Source organism: Pseudomonas multiresinivorans (assembly GCF_012971725.1).
Classification (GTDB): domain Bacteria; phylum Pseudomonadota; class Gammaproteobacteria; order Pseudomonadales; family Pseudomonadaceae; genus Pseudomonas; species Pseudomonas multiresinivorans.
Genome location: NZ_CP048833.1, coordinates 4020556 through 4045295, shown reverse-complemented (window position 1 = coordinate 4045295; position 24740 = coordinate 4020556). Strand labels below are relative to the sequence as shown.

General features: G+C 65.6%; 24 protein-coding genes. 9 read left to right on the top strand and 15 right to left on the bottom strand.

Annotated features, from left to right (window positions below):
• Nucleotides 1-33: 33 nt before the first annotated feature.
• Both G4G71_RS18265 and G4G71_RS18260 read right to left on the bottom strand, forming a co-directional pair.
• On the bottom strand, nucleotides 34-1287 hold the full coding sequence (locus G4G71_RS18265) for a sugar MFS transporter (RefSeq protein ID WP_169939430.1): 1254 nt from the start codon (nucleotides 1285-1287) through the stop codon (nucleotides 34-36).
• Between the two features lie 147 nt (nucleotides 1288-1434).
• Complete coding sequence (locus G4G71_RS18260; RefSeq protein WP_169939429.1) at nucleotides 1435-2301, bottom strand: pirin family protein; 867 nt, start codon at nucleotides 2299-2301, stop codon at nucleotides 1435-1437.
• Nucleotides 2302-2431: 130 nt separating this feature from the next.
• Between G4G71_RS18260 and G4G71_RS18255 the strand changes: the two genes are divergently transcribed.
• The 3 genes from G4G71_RS18255 (at nucleotide 2432) to G4G71_RS18245 (ending at nucleotide 6556) form a co-directional block, all read left to right on the top strand.
• On the top strand, nucleotides 2432-2905 hold the full coding sequence (locus tag G4G71_RS18255) for a DUF3859 domain-containing protein (protein WP_169939428.1): 474 nt from the start codon (nucleotides 2432-2434) through the stop codon (nucleotides 2903-2905).
• A gap of 305 nt (nucleotides 2906-3210) precedes the next feature.
• Entirely contained in the window at nucleotides 3211-5172 is a 1962-nt protein-coding gene (locus tag G4G71_RS18250; RefSeq protein WP_169939427.1) for a DUF1302 domain-containing protein, read from the top strand.
• Nucleotides 5173-5185: 13 nt separating this feature from the next.
• Nucleotides 5186-6556 carry a DUF1329 domain-containing protein gene (locus G4G71_RS18245; RefSeq protein WP_169939426.1) on the top strand — a complete coding sequence of 457 codons (1371 nt, stop codon included), beginning with the start codon at nucleotides 5186-5188 and terminating at the stop codon, nucleotides 6554-6556.
• Nucleotides 6557-6681: 125 nt separating this feature from the next.
• On the opposite strand, the gene G4G71_RS18240 is transcribed toward G4G71_RS18245, so the two are convergent.
• The gene (locus G4G71_RS18240) at nucleotides 6682-7119 is read right to left on the bottom strand and encodes an Lrp/AsnC family transcriptional regulator (protein WP_045207948.1); all 438 of its coding nucleotides are present in this window, start codon (nucleotides 7117-7119) and stop codon (nucleotides 6682-6684) included.
• Nucleotides 7120-7249: 130 nt separating this feature from the next.
• Here G4G71_RS18240 and G4G71_RS18235 point away from each other — a divergent pair, with 130 nt between their 5' ends.
• On the top strand, nucleotides 7250-8143 hold the full coding sequence (locus G4G71_RS18235) for a DMT family transporter (protein ID WP_169939425.1): 894 nt from the start codon (nucleotides 7250-7252) through the stop codon (nucleotides 8141-8143).
• A gap of 152 nt (nucleotides 8144-8295) precedes the next feature.
• Nucleotides 8296-9369: a DUF1615 domain-containing protein gene (locus G4G71_RS18230; protein ID WP_240964963.1), complete on the top strand. Its 1074-nt coding sequence runs from the start codon at nucleotides 8296-8298 to the stop codon at nucleotides 9367-9369.
• Nucleotide 9370: 1 nt separating this feature from the next.
• Here the strand turns inward: G4G71_RS18230 and G4G71_RS18225 are convergent, their stop codons facing one another.
• Both G4G71_RS18225 and G4G71_RS18220 read right to left on the bottom strand, forming a co-directional pair.
• Nucleotides 9371-9667 (bottom strand): hypothetical protein, encoded by a 297-nt coding sequence (locus G4G71_RS18225; RefSeq protein ID WP_169939424.1) that lies wholly within the window; start codon nucleotides 9665-9667, stop codon nucleotides 9371-9373.
• Between the two features lie 76 nt (nucleotides 9668-9743).
• A complete protein-coding gene (locus G4G71_RS18220) occupies nucleotides 9744-10424 on the bottom strand; it encodes a TetR/AcrR family transcriptional regulator (protein ID WP_169939423.1) in 681 nt (226 codons plus the stop codon).
• 165 nt (nucleotides 10425-10589) lie between these two features.
• Here G4G71_RS18220 and G4G71_RS18215 point away from each other — a divergent pair, with 165 nt between their 5' ends.
• The 3 genes from G4G71_RS18215 (at nucleotide 10590) to G4G71_RS18205 (ending at nucleotide 12914) form a co-directional block, all read left to right on the top strand.
• Nucleotides 10590-11081, top strand: coding sequence for a DUF1543 domain-containing protein (locus G4G71_RS18215; RefSeq protein ID WP_169939422.1), 492 nt, complete (start codon nucleotides 10590-10592; stop codon nucleotides 11079-11081).
• Nucleotides 11082-11162: 81 nt separating this feature from the next.
• On the top strand, nucleotides 11163-11576 hold the full coding sequence (locus tag G4G71_RS18210) for an arsenate reductase ArsC (RefSeq protein WP_169887762.1): 414 nt from the start codon (nucleotides 11163-11165) through the stop codon (nucleotides 11574-11576).
• Between the two features lie 342 nt (nucleotides 11577-11918).
• A complete protein-coding gene (locus G4G71_RS18205) occupies nucleotides 11919-12914 on the top strand; it encodes an LLM class flavin-dependent oxidoreductase (protein WP_169939421.1) in 996 nt (331 codons plus the stop codon).
• Between the two features lie 226 nt (nucleotides 12915-13140).
• Here G4G71_RS18205 and G4G71_RS18200 read toward each other — a convergent pair whose 3' ends face one another.
• From G4G71_RS18200 to G4G71_RS18160, 9 genes are all read right to left on the bottom strand, one after another.
• Complete coding sequence (locus G4G71_RS18200) at nucleotides 13141-13509, bottom strand: YajD family HNH nuclease (RefSeq protein WP_045207929.1); 369 nt, start codon at nucleotides 13507-13509, stop codon at nucleotides 13141-13143.
• Nucleotides 13510-13567: 58 nt separating this feature from the next.
• Nucleotides 13568-14017: a YbaN family protein gene (locus G4G71_RS18195; RefSeq protein WP_240964962.1), complete on the bottom strand. Its 450-nt coding sequence runs from the start codon at nucleotides 14015-14017 to the stop codon at nucleotides 13568-13570.
• Nucleotides 13998-14597: a biliverdin-producing heme oxygenase gene (locus tag G4G71_RS18190; RefSeq protein ID WP_024762386.1), complete on the bottom strand. Its 600-nt coding sequence runs from the start codon at nucleotides 14595-14597 to the stop codon at nucleotides 13998-14000. Before G4G71_RS18190 ends, G4G71_RS18195 begins: the two co-directional genes overlap by 20 nt.
• Before the next feature lie 220 nt (nucleotides 14598-14817).
• Nucleotides 14818-17421: a TonB-dependent receptor gene (locus G4G71_RS18185; RefSeq protein WP_169939420.1), complete on the bottom strand. Its 2604-nt coding sequence runs from the start codon at nucleotides 17419-17421 to the stop codon at nucleotides 14818-14820.
• A 120-nt stretch (nucleotides 17422-17541) separates the two neighbouring features.
• Nucleotides 17542-18465: a FecR family protein gene (locus G4G71_RS18180; RefSeq protein ID WP_169942722.1), complete on the bottom strand. Its 924-nt coding sequence runs from the start codon at nucleotides 18463-18465 to the stop codon at nucleotides 17542-17544.
• 110 nt (nucleotides 18466-18575) lie between these two features.
• Nucleotides 18576-19097 carry an RNA polymerase sigma factor gene (locus G4G71_RS18175; RefSeq protein ID WP_169939419.1) on the bottom strand — a complete coding sequence of 174 codons (522 nt, stop codon included), beginning with the start codon at nucleotides 19095-19097 and terminating at the stop codon, nucleotides 18576-18578.
• A 165-nt stretch (nucleotides 19098-19262) separates the two neighbouring features.
• The gene (locus tag G4G71_RS18170; RefSeq protein WP_169939418.1) at nucleotides 19263-20651 is read right to left on the bottom strand and encodes an FAD-dependent oxidoreductase; all 1389 of its coding nucleotides are present in this window, start codon (nucleotides 20649-20651) and stop codon (nucleotides 19263-19265) included.
• A gap of 14 nt (nucleotides 20652-20665) precedes the next feature.
• Nucleotides 20666-21022 carry a RidA family protein gene (locus G4G71_RS18165; RefSeq protein WP_169939417.1) on the bottom strand — a complete coding sequence of 119 codons (357 nt, stop codon included), beginning with the start codon at nucleotides 21020-21022 and terminating at the stop codon, nucleotides 20666-20668.
• A 47-nt stretch (nucleotides 21023-21069) separates the two neighbouring features.
• Nucleotides 21070-22428, bottom strand: a complete 1359-nt coding sequence (locus G4G71_RS18160; RefSeq protein WP_169939416.1) for an MFS transporter — start codon at nucleotides 22426-22428, stop codon at nucleotides 21070-21072.
• 347 nt (nucleotides 22429-22775) lie between these two features.
• On the opposite strand from G4G71_RS18160, the gene G4G71_RS18155 reads away from it, so the two are divergent.
• Nucleotides 22776-23654 (top strand): LysR substrate-binding domain-containing protein, encoded by an 879-nt coding sequence (locus G4G71_RS18155; RefSeq protein ID WP_169939415.1) that lies wholly within the window; start codon nucleotides 22776-22778, stop codon nucleotides 23652-23654.
• A 104-nt stretch (nucleotides 23655-23758) separates the two neighbouring features.
• Here the strand turns inward: G4G71_RS18155 and G4G71_RS18150 are convergent, their stop codons facing one another.
• Complete coding sequence (locus G4G71_RS18150; protein ID WP_054909549.1) at nucleotides 23759-24619, bottom strand: LysR substrate-binding domain-containing protein; 861 nt, start codon at nucleotides 24617-24619, stop codon at nucleotides 23759-23761.
• Nucleotides 24620-24740: the final 121 nt, after the last annotated feature.

The following is a 24740-nucleotide window of genomic DNA, read 5'->3' as shown; positions in this document are numbered from 1 at the left end:
CGCAGACACTGCGCGCCCCCTCGGAGGTCAGCGTCAGGCGCTGGCGGCCTGAGCCCTGGCAGACTGGTCGGCGCGATAGCCGCGCGCACCGAACCAGATGATGTACAGGTAGCACACCAGCGGCACGGCGAAGGAAGGCAGCAGGCCGATGCGGTCGGCGAAGAAGGCTTGCACCAGCGGCATCACGGCGCCGCCGACGATGGCCATGCAGAGCAGGCCGGAGCCTTTACTGGTGAGGTTGCCCAGGCCCTCCAGGGCGAGAGAGAAGATGGTCGGGAACATGATCGAATTGAATAGACCGATCAGGATCAGCGCCCACATCGCCACGTGTCCGCCCAGGGTCAGCGCTATACCGATCAGCACCGCGATGGCCACGGCGTTGAAGGCCAGCAGGCGGTTCGGCGCGATCGCGCGCATCAGGGCGCTGCCGATGAAGCGGCCGACCATGGCGCCACCCCAGTAGAACGACAGGTACTTGCCGGCCTGCTCCGCCGGCAGCCCGGCGATGTCCGGCTGGCCCATCAGGCTCACCAGGTAGCTGCCGATGGACACCTCGGCGCCGACGTAGCAGAAGATCGCGATGACCCCGAACACCAGGTGGCGGTGGGCGAAGATCGACTGGCGGCCTGCCGCGCCATCGGTGGGTTCGCCGTGATGGATCTTCGGCAGGCGGAACAGGGCGATCAGCACGGCGATGGCGAACAGCAGCCCGGCCAGCACCAGGTAGGGCGTCTTCACCGAGTCGGCTTCGCTGGCGGCGGAGCCACCGATCTGCGAAGCGGCACCGGCGCCGATGGCGAGAATGGTCACCGAACCCACCAGCGGGCCGACCGTGGTGCCCAGGGAGTTGAACGCCTGGGTCAGGTTCAGCCGGCTGGCCGCGGTGGCGGCGGGGCCGAGCACATTCACGTAGGGGTTGGCCGCGACCTGCAGCAGGGTGATGCCCGAGGCGAGGATGAACAGGGCGGCGAGGAAGAACGGGTAGGACTGCGAGCCGGCCGCCGGGTAGAACAGCAGGCAGCCGATGCCGGCCGTGGCGAGGCCGACGATGATGCCGCTCTTGTAGCCGACCTTCTCCACCAGCCGCCCGGAGGGGAAGGACATGATGAAGTAGGCGCCGAAGAAGCAGAACTGCACCAGTGACGCCTCCACGTAGGACAGCGTGAAGACGGCCTTGAGGTGCGGCACGAGGATGTCGTTCAGCGAAGTGATCAGGCCCCACATGAAGAACAGCAGGGTCAGCACGGTGAGGGCGCTGGTGTGGCGTTGGGCGGTCGACTGGTCCATCACGGACTCCTCGGGCCAGAAGTAGCGGGCTTGCCGGTGGCAAGGGTTCAGGGCGCGCGATGCTACGGCAGGCCATCGCGCGAGTCCTCAAGCATTCGCCGGTGTTCGACAGCGCGGCGGCGATTTCCGATCGGCTTCTCTATACGGCTAGCGCGGCAGCTCGATGCGCTCCTGCTCACCCGGCACCGTCGGCCAGTCGCGCGCGGCCCAACGGGCACGAGCGCTGTCGATCAGCGCTGGGTCGCTGGCTACGAAATTCCAGTTCATCCGCCGCGGGCCGTCCAGCGGCTCGCCGCCGATGATCACGGCATGGCAGTCGCCGCAGGCGCTGAGGGTGAAGGTTTCACCTTCGGGGAGCACCACCAGCTCGTGCGGTGACACGGGCTCGTCGTCCAGGAGGGCTTCTCCTTCGATGAGGTAGAGCGCCCGTTCGGGGTGTTCGTCGGGTATCACCAGAGTGGCGCCGGCACTGAGCTGCAGGTCGGCGTAAAGCGTCCTGGAGCGCACCGGCACCGGCGACTCGAGGCAGAAGCCGGTGCCGGCGATCATGCGGATGCGCACGCCCAGGCTGTCGCTTTCCGGCAGGCTGGCGCTGGCGTGGTGGCTGTAGCTGGGCTCGCAACCCTCGAGCTCGCGCGGCAAAGCCAGCCAGACCTGCAGGCCGTGCAGGCGCGAGCCGCTGTGCAGCAGGTCGGCGGGGGTTCGCTCGACGTGGGCGACGCCGCGGCCGGCGGTCATCCAGCTGACATCGCCAGGCAGTACCCGCTGGTCCGAGCCGAGGCTGTCCTTGTGCTGCACCTGGCCCTCGAACAGGTAGGTGAGGGTGGACAGGCCGATGTGCGGGTGCTGACGGATGTCCATGCCATGCTCCGGCGCGAAGTTGCTTTCGAGCATGTGGTCGAAGAACACGAAGGGCCCGACGCTGCGGCGCTGGGCCGAGGGCAGAGGGCGCAGGATGGGCACGCCCTCGACGTCTTCGGCACGCGGGCGGATGGCTAGCAGGCTGTCGCTCATGATGGTGTCCAGTGGTCCGATCCACGCATGATAGACGCTTGGCAGCATGCCGACTCGCGCGGCGCCAAGCTGTCATCAGGCTGTCACGGCGATGTCATAGCCTCGCGCGGACCCCAACAAGGAGCGCGACATGCCCATTTCCCGCCTGCCAGCAGTCCTGGCTCTCTCCCTGGCTTCCGTTTTCGCATCCACGGCCTTTGCCGAGGTGCGCGTCAACGGCCCGGTCGAGTACGGCGTCTTCGTCAGCAACTACAAGGATTACCAGCCGGGCGAGCGCGTGCTGACGCGCAGCGAGCAGGAGCTCGAATCCACCACCCGCGTGCCGGCCAAGCTGGGCACCAAGTTCGGCCTGCGCTACCAGCTCAGCGGCAAGGTCGAAGGCGATACTCCGCTGACGCTGCTGTACTTCACTCCCGGTGTGGTCAGCCCCGATGGCCAGCGCCACGACAAGTTCGAAGTGGTGCAGAAGCTGGTCGTGGGCGCGCCCACCGACGTGATGGCCTACCAGTTCACCGAGAACCACGAGGTGGTGCAGGGCCAGTGGCGCTTCATGGTGTTCCAGGGCGATCGCCTGCTGGCAGAAAAGACCTTCACCGTCGAGTAAGTCACGCTGTAAGAAAAAGCCCGGCCATGTGCCGGGCTTTTCTTTGTCTGTTGAAAGAGACGGATTACATCCTTTCCATTGGCAGAGGGGAAACAGTTTGTTACTTTGCCTGCACGATAGTCCCAACTCCCGCGTGCAAGCAGAAGAGGAGAGGGGGCCTTAGCGCCTGCAAGCGCTCTGGCAGGAGTGTTACTGCACGTTGGCCCGGTTTCGACCGAGGCTGGCGGCAGCCGAGAAACGAATAAGAACAGCGCCGGCCGCAATGACCGGGGCGATAAATCTTGGCCATGGAGGTAATGCTGTCTATGAACAGTCGATTGGGTGCGCGCTCGTCCATTTTCTGGGCGCCGCGGCGGGCGGGGGCGGTGATGGGACTCTTGCCGCTGCTGGTGGCGGGCTCGGCCCAGGCCCTGGAGTTCAAGCTGGCCGACAACGAGATCACCGGCTCGCTGGACAGTACGCTGTCCTACGGCGCCATGTGGCGCGTGCAGGGCCGCGAAAAGAGCAACATCAGCGACATCAACGCCGACGACGGCAACCGCAACTTCGATACCGGCCTGGTTTCCCAGGTCTTCAAGCTCACTTCCGACTTCTCGGCCAAGTACCAGAACTACGGCCTGTTCATGCGTGGCACCGCGTACTACGACACGCAGATCATGGACAAGCGCAACGACTACTACGACACCACCAATGGCGTGGAGCGTCCCAGTCAGTCGTACCCGCAGGACGACCACTTCACCGACGACACCCGGCATATCGCCGGTCGCAAGGCCGAGCTGCTGGATGCCTACCTGTCCGGTAGCTGGGATGTCGACGAGCACCCGCTGACCGGCCGTGTAGGTCGCCAGGTGCTGAACTGGGGCGAGGGTGTGTTCTATCGCGGTGGCATCAATACCATCAACCCGGTGGACGCCGCACGCTTCCACCTGCCCGGCTCGGAACTCAAGGAAGTGCTGGTGCCGACCGAGGCCCTGAGCCTCAACTTCGGCCTGACCGACGACTTGTCGGTGGAAGGCTTCTACCAGTGGAAATGGAAGGAGACCCGGCTGGACTCGGTGGGCACTTACTTCTCCGATACCGACCTGTTCAGTGATGGCGGCGAGACGGCGTACACCACCGAGACCGATCCGCAGATCAAGCAACTGCTGGCCGGCTATCCCACCGTTGCTTCGCTCGGGCTGCTGGGCAATGGCCCGCACGGGCCCAATGCCTTCCTTGACCCGAACACCGGTACCTTCAAGGTGGCCAACGTCGGCAAGGACATCGAGGCCCGTGACAGTGGCCAGTTCGGCGTGGCCTTCCGCTACATCGCCGAAGAACTCAACTCCACCGAATTCGGCTTCTATTTTGTCAACTATCACTCCAAGGAGCCGCAGGTCGCTGTCGATCTGCGCGACTACCAGGGCGTGGACGTCGATGCACTGAACAATCTGCTCGGCCCGCTGGGCCTGGGTGAGGCGGTTCCCGGCCTGGCCACGCTGGACATGGCGAGCAACGCCGAAGCTCGCCGTGACTACGTCGAAGACATCCGCATGTACGGCTTCAGCTTCAACACCACCCTGGGCGATGCCTCGGTGTCCGGCGAGATCGCCTACCGGCCGAACATGCCCATCAGCATTTCCGCCACCGACGACCTGCTCGGCGACCTGCTGACCCAGGGCGTGCTGGGCCAGACCAACCTCTACGACGGCAGCGTTGCCGCCGGCCAGGCCTGCGCCGAGGTAGCCGGCAAGCAGCTGTGCCGGGGCACCTTGTTCGAGAACTATGAACGTGCCGAGACCTACAACATCTCGCTGTCGACCATCTACAACTTCGGCCCGCACCTGAGCTTCGACTCCATGACCGGCGTGGCGGAGCTCGCCTCCGAGCACATCCGTGGCAGCAGCCTGAAGTACACCGCCTGGGACGGCAGCGAGCGCAAGTTCGTCGGCGCCCAGGACAAGGCCTACGTCGGCGGCAACGATGACGACGTGCAGATCAGCCGCGACAGCTACGGCTACACCCTGTTGCTCACCGGTAGCTGGAACGACGTCTACGCTGGGGTGAAGCTGTCGCCCTACGTCGTCTATCAGGATGACTTCAGTGGCAACTCCGACCGCACCGGCAACTTCATCGAGGGGCGCAAGGCCTATACCCTCGGCATCGACGCCAGCTACCTGAACACCTTCGAGGTCGGCACCCAGTACACCAACTACTACGGTGCCGGCTCCAGCAACTCCATGCGCGACCGCGACAACGTCTCGATCACCGCGAAATACTCGTTCTGATCCGGAGAGAACCATGTACAAGAAGAGTTCCCTGATCGTCCTTGCCACGCTGACGGCCCTCGCCGTCACCGATGCGCGTGCTGCCGTCTCGGCCGACCAGGCCGCCCAGCTGAAGAGCAGCCTGACGCCCATGGGCGCGGAGAAGGCCGGCAACGCCGCCGGCAGCATTCCCGCCTGGAGCGGCGGCCTGACCTCGGCACCCGCCGGCTACAAGGGGCCGGGCGCGCACCACGTCGACCCGTTCGCCGGCGAGAAGCCCAAGTTCGTTATCACCAAGGCCAACCTCGACCAGTACAAGGCCAACCTGACCGCGGGGCAGATTGCGCTGTTCAACGCCTACCCGGACACCTACCAGATGCCGGTCTACGAGACCCACCGCACTGGCTCGGCGCCGCAGTGGATCTACGACAACATCTACAAGAACGCCACCAGCGCCAAGCTGGTGGAGGGCGGCAACGGCTTCTCTGACGCGTACGGCGGCGTGCCGTTCCCGATTCCGCAGAGCGGCGTGGAAGCGGTGTGGAACCACATTGCCCGCTACCGTGGCACCTACATCGTGCGGCGTTCTTCCCAGGCCGGTGTGCAGCGCAATGGCGCGTACGCGCTGGTGACCTCGCAGGACGAGGCACTGTTCCGCTTCTACGACCCCAAGGGGAACTTCGAGAAGCTCGGCAACACCATGTTCTACTACATGACCTTCACCACCGCCCCGGCTCGCCTGGCCGGTAACGGCGCACTGGTCCAGGAGACCCTCGACCAGGTCAAGGAGCCGCGTCAGGCATGGGGCTACAACCCCGGCCAGCGCCGCGTGCGCCGTGCTCCGACGCTGGCCTACGACACCCCCATCGAAGACTCCGATGGCCTGCGCACCGCCGACGACACCGACATGTACAACGGCGCGCCGGACCGCTACGACTGGACCCTGGTGGGCAAGAAGGAAATCTACATCCCCTACAACAACTACCAGATCACCAGCCCGGAGGTTAAGTACAAGGACCTGCTCACCCCGGGCCACGTCAATCCCAAGTACACCCGCTACGAACTGCACCGCGTGTGGGTAGTGGACGGCAAGCTGAAGCCCGGCGCGCGGCACATCTACTCGCGTCGCACTCTCTACCTCGACGAGGACAGCTGGGGCGCCGCCGTGGTGGACCAGTACGACGGCCGCGGCGAGCTGTGGCGCGTGTCGCTGGCCTACCTGAAGAGCTTCTACGAGCAGCCGATGGTGTGGACCGCCCTGGACACCTTCCATGACCTCCAGGCCCACCGCTACAGCATCCAGTGGCTGGATAACGAGGAGCCTGGCACCGCCGACTTCAGCCAGCCGGCCCCGGACGACTCCAACTTCAGTCCCTCGGCGCTGCGCCGCAAGGCATCGCGCTAAGCGCGCAAACGACAAAGGCCCCGCAAGGGGCCTTTTTCATTTGACTGCCGATGGTTCGCGAGCAAGCTCGCTCCTACAGGTCAGGCCAGCGCGCTCTTTGTAGGAGCGAGCTTGCTCGCGAACCGTCACGCCATCGGCGGCAACCGGCGCTTCACCGGGCTCTTCTTGACGATGGCCGTATTGGTCTCGGCGAAGCCATTGAGGTGATCCAGGATCTCGTCCAGCTGCTCCATGGAGCGCACGCACATCCGTGCGTAGAAGCAATCCTCCCCGGTGACCTTGTCGCACTCGGTGAACTCCGGGATCGCCAGGATCTGCTTCTCCACCTCCTGCAATTTTCCCGGCAGCGGGCGCACCCGGACGATGGCCTGCAGCTGGTAGCCGAAGGCACGCGGGTCGACGTTCACCGTGTAGCCGGTGATCACCTGGCGCTCCTCCAGCTTGCGCAGCCGCTCGGCCACACTGGGGGAGCTCAGGCCGCTGGCCTGGGCCAGGGCCTTGAGGGACAGGCGCGAGTCTTCCATCAGCGCGGCGATCAGCAACTGGTCGATATCGTCGGTCATTTTGATCTCGAAAGGTGAAGTCGGAGAATTGCCTTGATAGTAAAGGTGAACGGCCATCTTTGCCTGCGCCAAGCGATGGAGTGCGCGAATCCACCTGTTCATACTGTTCACCAACGAGTGGAGGTGGACCATGAACGAACGAATCAGGCGCGGCACCCTGGAAATGATCAGCGCCATGCTGATCTGCGGCACTATCGGCTGGCTGGTGGTGGTCTCCGGGCAACCGGTGCTGGACGTGGTGTTCTGGCGCTGCGTATTCGGCGCCGCCACCCTGCTGGTGATCTGCGCCGTCATGGGCTTCCTGCGCCCCGGCATTCTCACCCGCGCGACCTTTGGCCTGGCGCTGCTCAGCGGCGCGGCCATCGTCGGCAACTGGGTGCTGCTGTTCGGCTCTTATTCGCGGGCCTCCATCGCCATCGGCACGGCCGTGTACAACGTGCAGCCATTCCTGCTGGTGTTGCTCGGCGCGTTGTTCCTCGGCGAGAAGGTGACGGCGCAAAAACTCGCCTGGCTGGGTATTTCCTTCCTCGGCATGCTGGCCATCGTCAGCGCGCACGGCGAAGCGGGGCAGGTGGGCAGCGACTACCTGGGCGGGATCGCACTGGCGCTCGGTGCGGCGGCGTTGTACGCCGTGGCGGCGCTGATCATCAAGCGCCTGACCGGCGTGCCGCCGCACCTGATCGCGCTGATCCAGGCGGTGACCGGCGTTCTCCTGCTGGCACCCTGGGTCAATCTGACGTCGCTGCCCCAGGCGAGCACGGCCTGGGCCAGCCTGGCGACCCTGGGCATCGTGCACACCGGCATCATGTATGTGCTGCTCTACGGCGCGATCCAGAAGCTGCCGACTGCCCTGACCGGGGCGCTGTCGTTCATCTATCCGATCGCCGCGATCTTCGTCGACTGGTTCGCCTTCGGCCATCGCCTGACTCCGCTGCAATGGCTGGGCGTGATCGCCATCCTGCTGGCCGCCGCCGGCATGCAGCGCGGCTGGAGCCTGAACCTGCGGCGCCTGGCCTGGCGCTGAAATCCGTGCTTGCCTGACAATGCCGGGGAACCTGTGCCGCTGCGCACCGGTCCTGTAGGCGGACTTCAAGCAAGGAACGGACTATGACTGCGGCTGCCCTGACGGCAGATTCACTCAGCCTGAAAAGGCCTTCATCTCAATTCATTCATCTGCTGGGCGCGGCCGCGCTGCTGGCGCTGGCCGGCTGCGGCAGCCGCGCGCCGAGCGTGCCGGAGCCGACCCCGGAGGAGGTGCGCGGCAAGCTGGTCAGGCTGATTCCCGCTGGCGCTTCTGACCGCGAGGGCTGGGCGAAGGACATCCAGGTCGCCTTCACCACCCAGCGTATTCCGGCGACCACCGAGAACCTCTGCTCAGTGGTGGCGATCACCGAGCAGGAGTCCAACTTCAAGGCCGACCCGCCCGTGCCGGGGCTGGGCAAGATCGCTCGCGCCGAGATCGACCGGCGTGCGAGCAAGGTCCATGTGCCGGGTTTCCTCATCGACACCGCGCTGGCGCTGAAATCGCCGAATGGCCGCACCTACAGTCAGCGCCTGGCGAGCGCAAAGACCGAGAGGGAGCTGAGCGCGATCTTCGATGACTTCATCGGCGGCGTACCGCTGGGCCAGCAACTGTTCGGCCGCTTCAACCCGGTCCATACCGGTGGCCCTATGCAGGTCAGCATCGAATTCGCCCAGGCCCATGCCGAAGGCTATCCGTACCCGGTGGACGGCAGCATCCGCCGCGAGGTGTTCAGCCGCCGAGGCGGCATGTACTTCGGTACCGCCCACCTGCTGGGCTATCCGGTGAACTACCCGCGGCAGCTGTACCGTTTCGCCGACTTCAACGCCGGCTGGTATGCCAGCCGCAACGCGGCGTTCCAGCGCGTGGTCGCGGACCTCACCGGTATCACCCTGGCACTGGACGGGGACGTGATCCTCTATGGCAGCTACGACGCCGGCAGTACCGAGAAGGCGGTGCGCACCCTGGGGCCGAAGCTGGGCATGAGCGAGCGGGAAATCCGCCGCGACCTGGAGTTGGGCGACAAGCCGGAGTTCACCCAGTCGGAGCTCTACACCAAGGTCTTCGCCCTGGCCGAACGCTCCGCCGGCAAGTCGATGCCGCGGGCGATGCTGCCGGGGATCACGCTGCACAGCCCGAAGATTACCCGCCAGCTCACCACCGCCTGGTTCGCCCAGCGCGTGGACGAGCGCTACCAGCGCTGCCTGGGGCGCGCGCCGAAGAACTGAGTCAGTCGCCCTCGGCGGGTTGGCAGATGCCGTTGGCGCCCTTGGGCCCGGTGTAGGACACCGTGGCGCTGCCATCGTCATTGAGGCTGATGGAGATGGTCACGCCTTCTCCCTTGGCCTCGAGGTACTTGTCGTTCTTCTGCTTGACCTTGGCTTCCTTGCCATTGATGTAAATCGGCCCGCCCTCGTCGGTGTGGACCTGGACATCGTTCGGGCAGTCGTAGTTGAGCATGGGGATGGCGGCAACAGCGGGCTGCACGGCGATCAGCAACAACGGAGCGATCAGTAGCGGTTTCATGGCGTCTCCCGGACGGGTTCGAGCGCGACGCAAGGCCGCGCGGTCACCCACAGCTTAGTGCAGACGCTGCCGCTCGCTAGAGCGGCAAGGGCCGCAGGCGTGCTGCCGGTTCCGGCTCGGTGCCACGCAGGACGAGGCGGATGATGGTCGCGGCTGCCGCTTCGAAGTCATCGGCATCCGGCTGCGCCTTGCCGGTGATCATCGCGATCTGCCAGTCGAAATCGACGTAGGTGCGGGTGGCGGCGGAGATGCTCAGCAGCAGGTGCTGCGGGTCCACCGGGGCGAGCAGACCACGGTCGATCCAGGCGGCGATGCACTCCAGGCTGCGACGCGATTCCGCCCGCAGGCGCTGCAACCATTCCGGCGGCAGGCGCGGAGCGCCGTGGAGCATTTCGCTGGCGAATACCTTGTACGCGTAAGGCCACTGCCGGGCGATGTACAGGCGCGCACGGATGTGCGCGGGCAGCGCCCAGGCCGGGTCGTCGCACTCGCGCAGCAGGGCGGAGGCTTCCAGCACGGCATCCACTACGTTCTCCAGCAGGCGCAGGTAGAGATTCTCCTTGCTCTGGAAGTAGTAATAAACGTTGGACTTGGGCAGGTCGGCGCGGCTGGCGATGTCCTGGGTCTTGGCGGCGGTGAACCCCTTCTCGGCGAATTCCTCGCCAGCGGCCAACAGGATGCGCTGGCGATTGCGGTCACGGATGCTGAGGGCGGGGCGCTGGCGGCGGCGCGTCGGGGTGGGCGCGGTCTGGGGCATGGGAAAACATCGGGGCAATGAAACGAGGGTTCAGAATATAACTTTCTATATAGCGCTTGCACACCCACGGGGATGACTGGCGGATGGCCATTTATCCGCCATTAGATTGAACCTGCCGTGTGACGAATCTGTCAGAGCCAGTCTGAAACCTAGGAAGGGTCTGAGATGCTGTTCGTAGTCATGCTGGGGGGACGCCATCCGCGCGCGCGGATCGAGGTTCACGATGTGGCCTTTGTCCTTGGCGACAACCTGAAATCCACCTACGCGCAATTGCGCGAGACCTGGTTCGGCAGCCCGGAAGGCCTGCACATCGACTCCTGGCTGGAGGTGGATGGGGTGGAGGCTTATCGCGTCGAATTCAGCGAAGCGATGCCGGCGCCAGGCGAGCAGCGGCTGTTCTTCGTCAACCTGGGTGGCTACGAGCTGGGCAGCTTCGGCGAGGCGCACCAGTACGTACTGGTGGCCGCCCGCGACGCCGCCGACGCCAAGGCGCGTGCCAAACGCCGTATGCCGCGCAGCTGGGACAAGGCGCACACCGATGCGGTGATCGACGTCGACGACTGCATTGCCGTCGACCAGGTCGGCGGGCGCTATGTCCACCTGGTGGAGGGCGAGAGCCGCGGCATCGTTCAGCGCAGCGACTACATCGTGCTGTGAGCCTTCATGGCACTGACACGTCTCTGTCATAAAACCTGACGTATAAGGGGCGCAAAGCCGATCTCCCGTGCCGAGGTAAAGATGTCCGAGAAACGCCGAGTCCTGTTCGTCTGCGTCGCCAACGACGCCCGCTCGCCGATGGCAGAAGCGCTGCTGCGGCACACCGACGGCGAACACTTCGAAGCTTTCAGCGCGGGTATCCATCCGACCGCCATCGATCCCCGTGCGCGCAGCGTGCTGGAACACGCGGGGATTTCCACCGAAGGCCTGCGCAGCAAGTCCATCGACGAGTTCCGTGGCCAGCATTTCGATTACCTGATCGACCTGTGCGACAAGTCCAGCGACGAGGGCGACGAGCTGCCGACTTCCAGCCAGGTGATCGTCTGGAACTTCGTCGACCCGGCCCACAGCGAGCAGCACGACCCGTTCCGCCACACCCTGCAGGAAATCAGCGATCGCCTGAAACTCTTCGAAATGGTGAAGAACCGCGACTGACGTTTCTGGCGATGACAAAGCAAAAAGCCCGCACGGATGCGGGCTTTTTGCTTCGTAGGCCACAGGATTCGCCGTTGCCTGGGGAGGATTGGCGGCGGATGCCCGTGTAGATGGGGCGCTGGTCCTTCAGCGCCAGGGCATTCTGGCTGTCCGGCATGACAGCGCGGTGACTGTCTCGTGAACAGGTGATGGCAACGCGCCTGCGCGCCTTTATCACTCGCCGGCATGAGCACTATCGATCCCGACAAGTGGTCAGGCGAGGAGTGCATCGATAGAGTCACCGTCAAAGTCATGTCCGCGGCGCTGCGTTCCGGTGCCTGCGCGACCCGAATCGGAGTGCCTATGAAGTCCCTGTCAGAAACTGCCTTCTCCATGCTCGACCTGGTCCCCGTGCGCGACCAGGGCACCGCTGCCGAGGCGCTGAAAAACGCCGTCGAAGTTGCCCGGCACGTCGAGCGTCTGGGCTTTACCCGCTACTGGTTGGCGGAGCACCACAACATGGACGGCATCGCCAGTTCGGCCACTGCCGTGCTGATCGGTCACATCGCCGGCAAGACCGAGCGCATCCGCGTCGGCTCCGGCGGCGTGATGCTGCCCAACCATCCGCCGCTGGTGGTGGCGGAGAACTTCGGTACCCTGGAAACGCTGTATCCGGGCCGCATCGACCTGGGCTTGGGCCGCGCACCCGGTGCCGACCAGGCGACCATGCGCGCGCTGCGCCGTGACCGCCTGGGTGACGGTGCCGACTTCCCCGAACAGGTTGCCGAACTGGAAATGCTCCTCGGCCCGCGTCGCTCGCAGCAGTCGCTGCTGGCGATTCCGGGGGAGGGCACCAACGTGCCGATCTGGCTGCTGGGCTCCAGTCTGTTCAGCGCACATCTTGCTGCGCAAAAGGGTTTGCCCTACGCCTTTGCCTCGCACTTCGCACCGCGCTACCTGCACGACGCTCTGCGCATCTACCGCGAGAACTTCCAGCCTTCGGCGGTGCTCGACAAGCCGTACGCCATGATCGGTGTGCCGCTGGTGGCGGCGCCGACTGACGAGGAAGCCGAGTACCTGGCGACCACTGCCTTCCAGCGTGTGCTGGCGCTGATCCGTGGCGACAGCCTGAAGCAGAAGCCGCCAGTGCCGAGCATGGCCGGGCTGTGGCTTCCCCATGAGCAGGATGCTGTCGGCAACTTCTTCGGGCTGGCGGTGATCGGTGGTCCGGAGAAGGTACGCAGCCGCCTGGAAATCCTGCTGGAGCAGACCGGCGTGGACGAGATCATCTTCACCAGCGACATCTACGATCACGAACTGCGCCTGCGTTCGCTGGAGATCGTCGCCGGCCTGCGCTGATTCTGCTTTTGTTGGAGCGAGGGAGACGCCTGGTTCTTGCTCGCGAACCGGCTCCGCAGCGAGGGTTGTTCGCGAGCAAGCTCGCTCCTACAAGTGCATGCCAAATGGTGGCAGGTGGCGTAGGAGCGGACTTCGTCCGCGATCGCGTCACCATCGCTCTGATTGACCTGGGAGCTGGGGGAAGACATCGCGGACAGAGTCCGCTCCTACAGTGGCGGCGTGGGATTCACGCCTGCCCGTCGTCCTTCTTCTTCAGCAGGTCGGCCAGCCCGGCCAGTCCCTTGTGCGTGACCTTCGGCCCCTTGGCCCCCGCGTCGTTGCTGTTCTGGTAATGCAGATCGACCTGCCGCTGGTGTTCGTTGTCGTGGCAGAACAGGCACAGCAGCTCCCAGTTGGAGCCGTCTTCGGGATTGTTGTCGTGGTTGTGATCGCGGTGGTGAACGGTCAGTTCGCGCAGGCGCACGCCGCTGAACTCGCGGGCGCAGCGGCCGCAGATCCAGGGGTACATCTTCAGGGCTTTTTCGCGGTAGCTGGTTTCGCGGCGGCGTTGGGCTTCGGCGAGGACGGCGTCGACTTTACTGGTGGGCTGGTTCATGGCTCGTGGACAGAATGCGGGATCGGATTTCCAGCATAATTCCGGGGACGCGGGCTGGCTACGGCCTGGGTGTATCCTGGCGCGACCAGATCCACAGATTGCCAACCGCCATACCGAGGATCACGGCGTACAGCCAGATGCCGTGGGGCAGGGTGATCAGCATGATCGCCAGGGCGGCGAGCATTGCCAGGCTGGCACTTATCTTGGCGCGGCGGGCGACGGCGCGGCCATTGCGCCAGTTGTGCAGGATCGGGCCGAACAGCCGGTGGTTTTCCAGCCAGGCGGACAGCCGCGGTGAACTCTTCGAGGCAGCCCAGGCGGCCAATAGCACGAACTCGGTGGTCGGCAGCCCCGGCACCACCAGCCCCACCATGCCCACGCCCAGGCTGGTGTAGGCGAGCAGCGCGAAGGCGAACCGCGCCAGGCGCGAGCGTGCCGGGCCGAAAGGCGTGGCGCGCGCTCCTGCGACGGGCGCGCGCTCGATGGCCTCAGACGGCGGCGGGTGCACTGTCATAGCTGTGTTGCAGCAGATGGGCGAAGCGCTCGAAGGCGGCGATGGCACCGGCTTCGGCTTCACGTTCCTCGGCTTCGCTGAGCTCCAGGGCGTCGAGGGTGCGGGTGAAGCGCTTCCAGCCTTCAGCGCGACCGCCTTCGGGCTCGCCCAGGTGGCGTGCGCCGGTGTTCTCGTCCAGGCCCATCGCGGCAACACGCTTGATCAGGAACGCGGCGCCCAGCTTGGAACCTTCGGAGACGAACAGCCAGCCCAGCGCGTGGGCCAGGCTCGGCTTGTCGACGGCGCCGGCAACCGGAGCGGGGACTTCGGTGTCCAGGTCGGCCAGGTCCAGGCGGGCCTGATCGGCGCGGCAGCGCTGCGGCAGGTCGGGGAAGATCTTGCCCAGCTCGGCGTCCTGGTACAGGGCCTGCAGCTCGGACTGGAACAGGTACTGGGCGACCACGAAGCGGGCGAAGCGCTCACGGCTGGAGAAGGGCTCGCGGGCCTTCACGGCGTGGTCGAGGCGCTCGTGGGGGGCGTGGGTCAGGGCGTTCAGGCGCTGCGAGCGCAGGGCGGGAAGTTCCACGGTGGTCATGTCCAATTCCTTGAAATTACAGGGCTTTGTAGACGAGACGAATCAGCGTTTGGAAAGCGTAAAGATTGTCGTGTGTTCAATGGGTGATGCCGGAGCGAGGCAGGTTCGCGAGCAAGCTCGCTCCTACGAAGAGCGTCAAAATATGTAGGAGCGAGCTTGCTCGCGAACATCGCAGGCCGCGGAGATCACCTTGACGACCGTGCCTGCGATTCACTGTCGATCAGATATCCCACACCAGGTTGATCGCGAAGTTGCGGCCCGGCTGGGTCAGGCGGTCGAGGTTGGCCGGGGCCAGCACCGCCGCTTCGCCAACGCCGTCGTAGCCGCGCACGTCATCCCACAGCCAGTACTTCTTGTCGGTGAGGTTGTACAGGCCGGCGTTGAGGGTCAGGTCGTCGGTCAGCTTGTAGTAGCCGGTCAGGTCGAGGATGCCGAAGCCCGGCGTCTTGAACTGGCTGCTGGTGCCGTCGGGGGCGTTGAACTGGCTGTCGTCCACGCGGTTCTTGCGCTTGACCAGGGTCCAGTCGAGCAGCGCGCCGTAGCGGCCAGCCTGTTCGTCGTAGCCCAGGCCGAACACGCCGGTGAGCGGGTTGACGCTGTTGATCGGCTCGCCGGTGTCCTTGTTGCGACCGTAGGCATAGGCCACCGAGCCCTTGGTGTAGAGACCCTGCGGTGCGCCGAAAGCGCCCAGCTCCAGGCGGCCCTTCACTTCCACGCCCTTGATGATGGCGTGCTTGATGTTGTTGCTGGTGAAGGTCGGTTCGTCGTAGCCGGGGGTGATGGCGTCTTCGTTGATGAAGTCGCGGTACTTGTTATAGAAGACCGCCACGTCGAACGAGCCTTCCTCGAAGTTGCCGCGCAGGCCGGTCTCGTAGCTCTGGCTGCGTTCCGGGTCCAGGTCCGGGTTGGGCTCCACGCGATAGCCGGTGGTGGGGTTGTCGAAGCGGCCGTAGAGCGCCTTGGCGGTCGGGGTGCGGAAGCCCTGGGCGTACTGGCCGTACCACAGGTAGTTGTCGTTGAACGAATAGGTCACGCCGAGCTTGGGCGAGAGCTGGTGCCAGGTCTTGCTTTCGCTGCTCACTTCGCCATCGCCGCTCTGGTCGACGGTGTTGAGGAACTCGTCGGTGACGTGGGGCTTCAGGCGGGTGTGGTCGTAGCGCAGGCCGGGCAGGAAGGTCCAGTCGTTCCAGCGGATTTCGTCCTGGGCGAAGAGCGCGTAGGTGTCGATGGTCGGATCGGGAAAGTCGCTGCTGCGCGCCAGTTGGTCGCTGGCCACGGTGCTCGGGCCACCGATGGTGGGGCAGGTGCGGCTGACGGCCAGGCAGGTGGCGCCGCCTTCGCGGTAGCCGGTGACTTTCTGCCGCTTGAGGGTGGTGCCGTAGGTCAGCAGGTGGTCGGTGTCGCCCAGGGCGAAGGCCTTGTCCATCTGCAGGTCGAGCACCCACTGGCGTTCCTTGTACTGGGTCTCGCGGGTACGCAGCACCTGGCGGGTGATGGGGTAGTAGAACTCGTCGGTGCTCTGGTCGGTCTTGGCGATCTGGTAGTTGAAGGTCCACTTCAGGTGATCGGCCACGGCGCTGTCCAGCAGCATCTGGTGTTCCAGGCCATAGCGCTCGCGGGTGATGGTGTCGTTGCCGGTACGCCATTGGTACATGCCGCCGGGCAGCACGGAATCGGGAATGGTCGGCGCGCCGTTGAAGTACGGGCCGCCGTAGGCGCTTTTCTGGTCGGTATCGACGTCGTCCTTGTACTTCTCGTAGACCAGGCCGAAGCGGCTGCCTTCGGCGTAGTTCCAGCCCAGCTTGGCCAGCACGTTAGTGGTACGCACGTCTTCGGGGTTGGCTTCGGTGCGCGACAGGCCGGTGCCGCCGGTGCTGCCGTAGGACTCGGTCTCGTGGCCGTTGCGCTGGCTCAGGTGCAGCAGGCCGTCGAAGGTATCGAGGCGGCCGGCGACGGTGGCGGAGGTCAGCCAGCTGTCATCGGCGGAGCTGTAGCCGGTCTTCAGGCGCGCGCCGACGTCCTTGCCGTCCTTGATGATGTCGTCCGGGTCGAGGGTGAAGTAGCTCACCGCGCCGCCGATGGCGTTGCTGCCGTACAGGGCCGAGGCAGGGCCGCGCAGCACTTCCACGCGCTTGATGATTTCCGGGTCGACATAGTTGCGCTCGGTCTGCGCGTAGGGCCCGTTGAAGAAGCTATTGGGGATCTCGACGCCGTCGATCTGCGTCAGCACGCGGTCGCCGTCGATGCCGCGGATGTTATAGCCGGTGATGCCGGCACGGTTGCCGGTGCCGCCGACGGAGACGCCGGGCATGTCGCGCACCAGTTCCTTGATGTTGTTGACGTTCTTGCGGTCCAGCTCCTCGCGGCCCACGACGTTCACCGTGGACGGTACCGAGGTGACGCTCTGCGCCTGGCGGGTGGCGGTGACGGTGAGCGGCTGCATCTCGGAGACGGAGGAGAGGTTGCGCTCCAGCACCACATTACGCGGGCCGAGCTGGCGGACGGTCAGGCCGGTGCCGCCGAGCAGGGTCTTCAGTGCGCGCTCCGCCGGCAGGCGGCCGTTGACGCCCGGAGATTCCACGCCCTCAGCCAGGTCGCCAGCCATGCCCACCTGCCAGCCGGTCACCGCGCTGAAGGCATTCAGCGCCTGCGGCAGGGGCTGGCGGGCGATGTCGAAGCTGTAGCCGGCCTGGGTCTGGCTGGCTTCGGCGGCGATGGCGGAAGTGGCCGGCAGGCTGGCGAGTCCGATGGACAGGGCGAGCAGCGAGATGCTGGCCGGCGCGGACAGCCGGCGCAGTGGGGCACGCGAAGAAGCAATGGTCATCGAAGGGCTCTCTTAGTCAGTCTTTGTTCGCATTCGTAAATGCGAATCTATTGCATTGGCTTCTGACTTAACGAACGAGCCTTTCGAATCGCGTAAAAATATTTCCGTGCAGGAGGGGAATCAGTTGAGGATCAGCAGTTTCGGGTATTCGTGCAGCTCGGCGGAGGTGATCTGCGCCAGCGAGCGCGCCACGCCCAGCGGGTCGTCCAGGCGCCAGTTGCCGGTGACGCTGACGTTGTCCAGGCGCTCGTTGGTGTTGACGATCCAGCCGGGGTAGTAGCGGCGCAACTCGGCCAGTACCTGGCTCATGGGGCAGTTCTCGAACACCATGCGGCCCTTGACCCAGGCGAGCTGGGATTCGGCTTCCGCGCCGTGCTGGCGCTCGCCGAATCCTTGCGGCCCGACGCGGATGCTGTCGCCGGCGCCGAGGCTGACGCGGGCATCGTCCAGGCGCGTGCGCAGGTCTACTTCGCCGCGCTGCACGCTGACCTCCGCCTCATTGCCCAGGTAGCGCACGGCGAACGCGGTACCGCGCACCGTGACCTGCACCGGCCCGGCCTCCACCTCGAACGGGCGGCTGCGGTCATGGGCAACGTCGAAGAAGGCTTCGCCGCGGTAGAGGCGGGCGACCCGTTGCTGGTCGTCGACCTTGCTGGAGAGCGCCGTGTCGGTATTGAGCAGCACGTTGGAGCCATCGGCCAACTGGACCTTCTGGCGTTCGCCGATAGCGGTGAGATGGTCCGCCCGCAGCCGTGTCAGCAGGTCGCCCTGTACCACGACACCGATGGTGAGCATCAACGCGGCTGCGCTTGCCAGGGGCTTCAGGAAACGCCGATTGCTACGCAGCGGGCGAACCTTGTCCTGCACCTGCCTGCGTTCCAGGCGCGCGGCGGCGACCGGCAGCAGCGGCGACTGCCAGGCAGCGCGTACGCGCTGGTACGCCTGCGCATTGCTTTCGCTGGCAGCGAGCCAGGCCTCGAAGCGCGCACGGGTGGCGGCGTCCATGTCGTCTTCGAGGATCAGCCAGTCGAGGGCTTCGGCCATCTGCTGCGGGTCTGCGGGGGGCGCGGCGTGGGGCAAGGGGCGATCCTCGGGGCGGTCCTGGGAGGGTGAGCCGCGCATTGTTGTCGAATCGGCCGGCGAACGGTAGTCCGTCATACCGTTTCCTCGAGGCGGCTGACCAGTCCGACACAGATCGCCATGATCAGTTTCAGTTCCTTCTGCACCGTGCTGGGCGAGACGCCCAGCTGCTCGGCGATTTCCGCATAGCCGCAGCCGTGCAGGCGGCTGAGGATGAAGATGCGTTGCTGGCGTTCGCTGAGCTGTTCGAGCGTGGCGCCCAGGTGCTCCAGGAGTTTCTCCGCGTGGAGCTGGTCCTCGGCGCTGGATCCCGGCGCCGGCACGGCCTGCACGATATCGAAAGGCACGTCCTCGAGCATGGTCCGCGACTGCATGCGCAGATGGCGCAGGTGGTCCAGGGCAAGGTTGCGGCCGGTCTGGAAGAGGAAGGGTTCCAGGTGATCGATGCGGCGTTCGAGCAGGGTGCGGGCGACACGCAGGTAGGTTTCCTGCACCAGGTCTTCGGCGATGCTCGGGTTCTTCACCATCCGTACGAGCGTGCGCAGCAATGGCAGGCGCTGGGCCAGGAAGACCGCGTCGAGGTTGGAAGTGCTCACAAGGGCGTCCAGCAGGAATAATTTTCAAATGATAATCAATGTTATTCAGCTGTGACGCGCGGCACAAGCCCAAGCGTGGTTCCGGGTTGCTCGGCCCCATGAAAAAAGGGCGAGGCGCACGGGGCGCCTCGCCCATTCCCTCAGCCGGCAGATGAGGGGAAGTCGTCAGGCCTTGTCGGCCTTGCCTGCGGCGGCAGCGAAGCGCGCCAGGCGCACATCCAGGCGGCGTGGGCGCTGGCCGCGGTCCTCGGCGTACTCCTTGCGGCGGATGGCGTTGCGCACCATCAGCGAACCGACGTAGCGGATCGGCTCGGGCGGGAAGAAGCCCAGCGGACCTTGCGTGAGCGGCGAGCGGGTCCACTCGTTGTCCAGCCCCAGGACCAGCGAACTGAGAATCTGCCCGCCCATGTGGCACGGCCCGACGCCGCTGCCGGAGTAGCCGAAGCCGTAGAACACGTTGCCCGTGTCGCCCAACTGGCCGAAGAACGGCAGCCCGGTCACCGAGCGGTCCGAGGGACCGTTCCAGCTCGCTGCGATGGGGACTTCGGCGAAGGCCGGGAAGAACTCTGTCAGGCTCTCGCGCAGCAGCCCCAGGTAGGGCGAGGGGCGATCGAACACCGGCAGCATGCGGCCGCCGTAGGCGAAGGTGTTGCCGCCCTTGCCGAGCATGATCCGGCCGTCCGGGGTGTTGTGGTAGTAGTGCACGAAGATGCGCGAATCCAGCACGGTGACGCCGGAGGTCAGGCCGATTTCCCGCAGCAGGTCCGGGCGGGGTTCGGTGATGACCATGTCGCTGGAAACGATCGCCACGCTGCGCTCGAACTGCGGGAAGGCGCGGGCCATCCAGGCGTTCATCGCCAGCACCACGCGGTCAGCGCTGACCGAGCCTTGCGCGGTGTGGACGGTGGCGGGTTGGCCGTGGTCCAGGCCGGTCATTGGCGTCCCTTCGTAAAGCCGCACGCCCAATTGCAGCGCCACCCGGCGCAGGCCGCGCACCAGCTTGCCCGGCTGCACGCTGGCGGCAGCCGGGGAGAACCAGCCTTCCAGGTGCTTGCTCGAACCGGCCATGCGCTGCACGTCTTCCAGCGGGCGCTTGCTGAAGGAGTTGATGCCGTGCTTCTCCAGCGCGGCGATCACACTGTCGGTGGAGCCCACCTGCGCGGCGTTGGTGGCGGTGTAGAGGGTGCCGTCCAGGCGATAGTCGGCATCCACGCCGTAGCGCTCGCAGAATTCGCCGATGGCGTGGATGCTCCGCTCCGACTCGCGCACCAGGCGGATCGCCTCGGCCAGCCCGAACAGGCGTTCCAGGGTGAAGAACTTCGCCGACCAGGACAGCGCGCAGCCGCCATTGCGCCCACTGGCACCGGCACCGCAGAGGTCGGCCTCGACGATGACAATGTCGAGTTCCGGATTCTGCTCCTTGAGCAGGATGGCGGTCCACAGACCGGTGTAGCCGCCACCGACGATGCAGACGTCGGCGCGGGTCTCGCCTTCGAGCGCGGCGGCGCGCTCGTTATCGCTCAGCAGGGCCTGTTCGAGCCAGAAGGGGCGCATGGCGTTCTCCGTGGTCATTGGTCGGGCAGGGCGGCGGTGGCAATCATCTCCACGCGCCAGGCGGGGTCGATCAGCTGCGCCAGGGTGCAGGCGCGGGTCGGGGCATGGCCGAGCGGGAAGAAGTCGTCCCACACGGCGTTCAGCCCGGCGTAGTCCGCGCGATCGGCCAGCAGGATGCGCACCGACAGCAGGTGGGTGCGGTCGGCGCCGACGCTGTGCAGCAGTTGCTCGATGCCGTGGAGAATTTCCCGTGTCTGACCTTCGATGCCGGCGGCGGTATCGCTGGCGACCTGGCCGCCGATGTAGAGCGTGTGGTCGTGCAGGACCATTTCGGCGCGGCGTTTCACCACGCCGAAGCGTTCGATGTTCATGGGGTCTACCTGTAGCGGAGGTGGAGGCACATCCTTGTGCGGGGACTTCAGGAGCGCGCCATGCGAACCTTCACGGAGCGGTTCGGGACGCGTGCGGCCGAGGACGCGGCGCCCTCCGGCAGGCTGTTCCAGTGCGGCAGCAGAATGGCGGCGGAGACCAGCGCGGCGACGGTGAAGCCGATGAACACGCTGTAGGTGTCGAAGTAGCCGGGCAGCAGGCCGCCAAGGATCGCGCCGACCGAGCCGCAACCATTGACGAAACCGGCGGCGGTGGCGGCGGCCTTGCCGGTACCGAAGTCGATGGCGGCCGAGCCGCTGATCATCGAGTCCGGTCCGTACAGGGTCAGGCCCATCATGAACAGCAGGGCGAATACCAGCAGGCTGCTGCCGGTCTGCATGGCCGGTACGAACAGTGCCAGGCAGGCGGTGAGGGCGATCAGGCTTATCACGCAGGCCGGCATGCGCCGTGCGCCGAAGATCTTGTCCGAGGCCAGGCCGATCAGGATCGGCCCGAGCAGGCCGGCGATCTCGAACGAGGTCGGCAGGATCGCTGCACCCACCTTGCCCAGTCCGGGCATGCGCTCATAGACGATCACCGGGCCCCACAGCAGGATCGCGTAACGCGCCGGCTTGAGCAGAAAGTAAGCCAGGCCCAGGGTCAGTACGGTGCGATTGCGCAGCACCAGGCGCAGGGTTTCACTGATGCCGGGGTTCTGCCCTTCGGGCTTGAAGCCGGCGTAGCGCACGGCCTCGGGCTCGTCTTCCAGCGGAGGCAGGCCGACGTCCTGCGGGCGATTGCGCTGCAGCAGCAGGAACAGCACGGCCACGCCGCCCACCACTGCGGCGCTGGAATAGAAGGCCGCATGCCAGGTGCCGAATACCGAATAGGCCCACCAGCCGGCGAAGGGCGAGGCGACCAGCCCGCCGAAGGCATAGCAGGTGCTCCACAGGCCGAGGATGCGGCCGCGTTCGTGGGTGGCGAAGAAGCTGCCGATGTTCTTGCACAGCCCTGACCAGCCGGTGGACTGCGCCAGGCCCTGGATGACCATGCAGGTGGCGAACACCGGCAGGGTCGCCCAGGTGCCCATGACGATGGCTGCACCGGCAGAAATCACCAGGCCGCCGAGCACCACCACCCGTGGGCCGAAGCGGTCGGCAAGCACCCCCCAGGTGAACTGGCCCACGGCGTAGGCCGCGAGGTAGGTGGCGTCGAGGTTGGCCATCATGGCCTTGTCGAGGTGGAAGGTAGGGTCCTCGCCGATGCCCAGCTTGGCCACCGAGAAAGCCTTGCGAGTGAAGTAGAAGGCCGCGTAGGCCAGCCAGGTGATGGCGAAGATCTGCCAGCGCCAGCGTTGGATCGATGCGAAGGGCGAGCGCGATGCTGCGTTGCCGTGAGGGTTGAGCATGATCTGACCTCATTCTTGTTGTGTGTGCTGTGCCGGCAGTCGTTGAGGTAACGCCTTTCTTTTTCTTGTTGTTCTAGGAGCATGAGCACTGCGCGTCGCCGAGGCGGCGCGGGTCAGAAGCACGGAGGCTGTTCTGCATACCGCCGAAAAACTCGTGGGAAGCGGCGGTGAAGCGATAGAAACAATTCCGAATAAATAACTGAAATCGATTTATCAAATTTTAAAAATAAGTTTTCCTTTTAAGTGCGTTGCTGTGCGACCTTCGCGTCCTGGTCGTATGACCCTGTAGTCGCTTTCCGTCGATTGGCGGGAAAGCGGTCAGATCGCCGCTTGCGAGGAATGCCTGAATGTCCGTTTCCCACGCCCAGCTCAAAGCCTTCCATGCCGTCGCCGTGCACGGCAGCTTCACTCGCGCCGCGGAGCGCCTGTTCCTCACCCAGCCGGCCGTTTCCGACCAGGTTCGCAAGCTGGAAGAGCGATACGGCGTGCTGCTGTTCCATCGCAACAAGCGCTCGGTACGGCTGACGGAACTGGGTGAACGCCTGCTGGCGGTGACCCAGCGATTGTTCGTGATCGAGGCCGAGGCCCAGGAGCTGTTGCAGGAGTCCAGCGCGCTGCAGACCGGCAGCCTGGTGCTGGCTGTGGACGCGGCAGTTCACCTGCTGCCACAGGTGGCGCTGTTCTGCCAGCGCCACCCCGGCATTCGCGTACGCATCGAGACGGGCAACACCGACGAGTCCCTGCAGGCTTTGTTCGGCTATCGCGCCGACCTGGCGCTGCTCGGGCGTGCGGTGGAGGACGAACGCCTGGTGTCCTTCACCCTGCGCCGCGACCCCATAGTCGCCTTCGTCGCCAGCGGCCACCCCTGGGCAGGCCGCGAGTCGATCCATCTGGCCGACCTCGACGACGCGCCGTTGGTGCTGCGCGAGCACGGCTCGGTCACCCGCCAGACGCTGGAGGAGGAAATGCGCCGCGCCGGTTTGCGCATGCGCGCGGCGATCGAGGTCGAGGGCCGCGAGGCCGCCCGCGAGGCAGTCGTGGCGGGCATTGGCGTGGGGGTGGTGTCGGCGGCGGAATTCGGTTCGGACAACCGCGTCCAGGCGTTGCCGATCGTCGATTGCGAGCGACACATGAGCGAGACCCTGGTGTGCCTGCGTGAGCAGAGCACCCGGCGAATCGTGGCGACGTTTCTCGATCTGGTGAAGGAAGATTTACCGTCGAAGTAAGGCGGTGGTTCGCGAGCAAGCTCGCTCCTACGAAGAGCGCTCCAGCGTATGCACGGACTGTAGGAGCGAGCTTGCTCGCGAACCGCATCCTGCCGAACCTCACATCAGGCTTCCGCCAACTCTAGAAACGCACTCACCACCCGCAATCCCCGGCGGCGCTCCAGGCAACCGATGGCGTGTCGATTCATCAGGCCCTCGCCGCTCAGGGGAATAGCCTTCACCCGTGGGTCCGGGCTGACTTCCATCGACGACACGATGCCCACCCCCAGTTCCGCCGCGACCGCCTCGGTCACCGCCTCGCGGCTGTCCAGCTCCAGCAGCACGCGCGGCGCCACGGACTGGGCCGAACAGGCTGCATCGAAGGTACGGCGAGTGATGGAGTCGGGCTCGCGCAGCACCATGATCTGCTGGTCCAGTTCGGCCAGCGGCAGTTCGCCGACATACCCGGCCCACGCATGGCTGGCCGGCACCAGAGCGCAGATGCGCGACTCCACCAGCTCGCGCAGGAACAGCCCGGCGCGCGGCTCCACTTCGGTCAGCACGGCGATATCGACGTGTTCATCGAGCAGCGCGGCCAGAGTTTCCTGGGCGTTGCCCAGACGCAGGTTGACGGTGATGCCGGGGTAGGACGCGCGCAGCCGGGCGAGCATCGGCATGACCAGATGCGGGCCGTCGGCGGCTACCTCTATACGCCCGGTCACCAGCTCGCGGCTGGCGTCGAGCATGGCCTCGGCTTCCTCCTCCAGGGCGAACAGCGTGCGGCTGATGGCCGACAGTCGTACGCCATCTTCTGTCAGTTCCACGCCTCGCGCGGTGCGGCGGAACAGGTTGACCTGGTAGTGCTCCTCCAGCGCCTTCACGTGCCCGGTCACGGCCGGCTGGCTGATGAACAGGCGCTCGGCGGCGCGGGTGAAGCTGCGTTCGCGGGCGACGGCGTCGAAGGCGCGGAGCTGGAAGAGATTCATGAGGTATATGTCCGGCTTATGCAGTGCATCGTGATAAACAATTTGAACGATATCAGCCCGGCCGGCAAGTTATGCCCAGGCCGCAGCGAACCCGCCCGGCCCAACCGAATTCAGCCCTGAC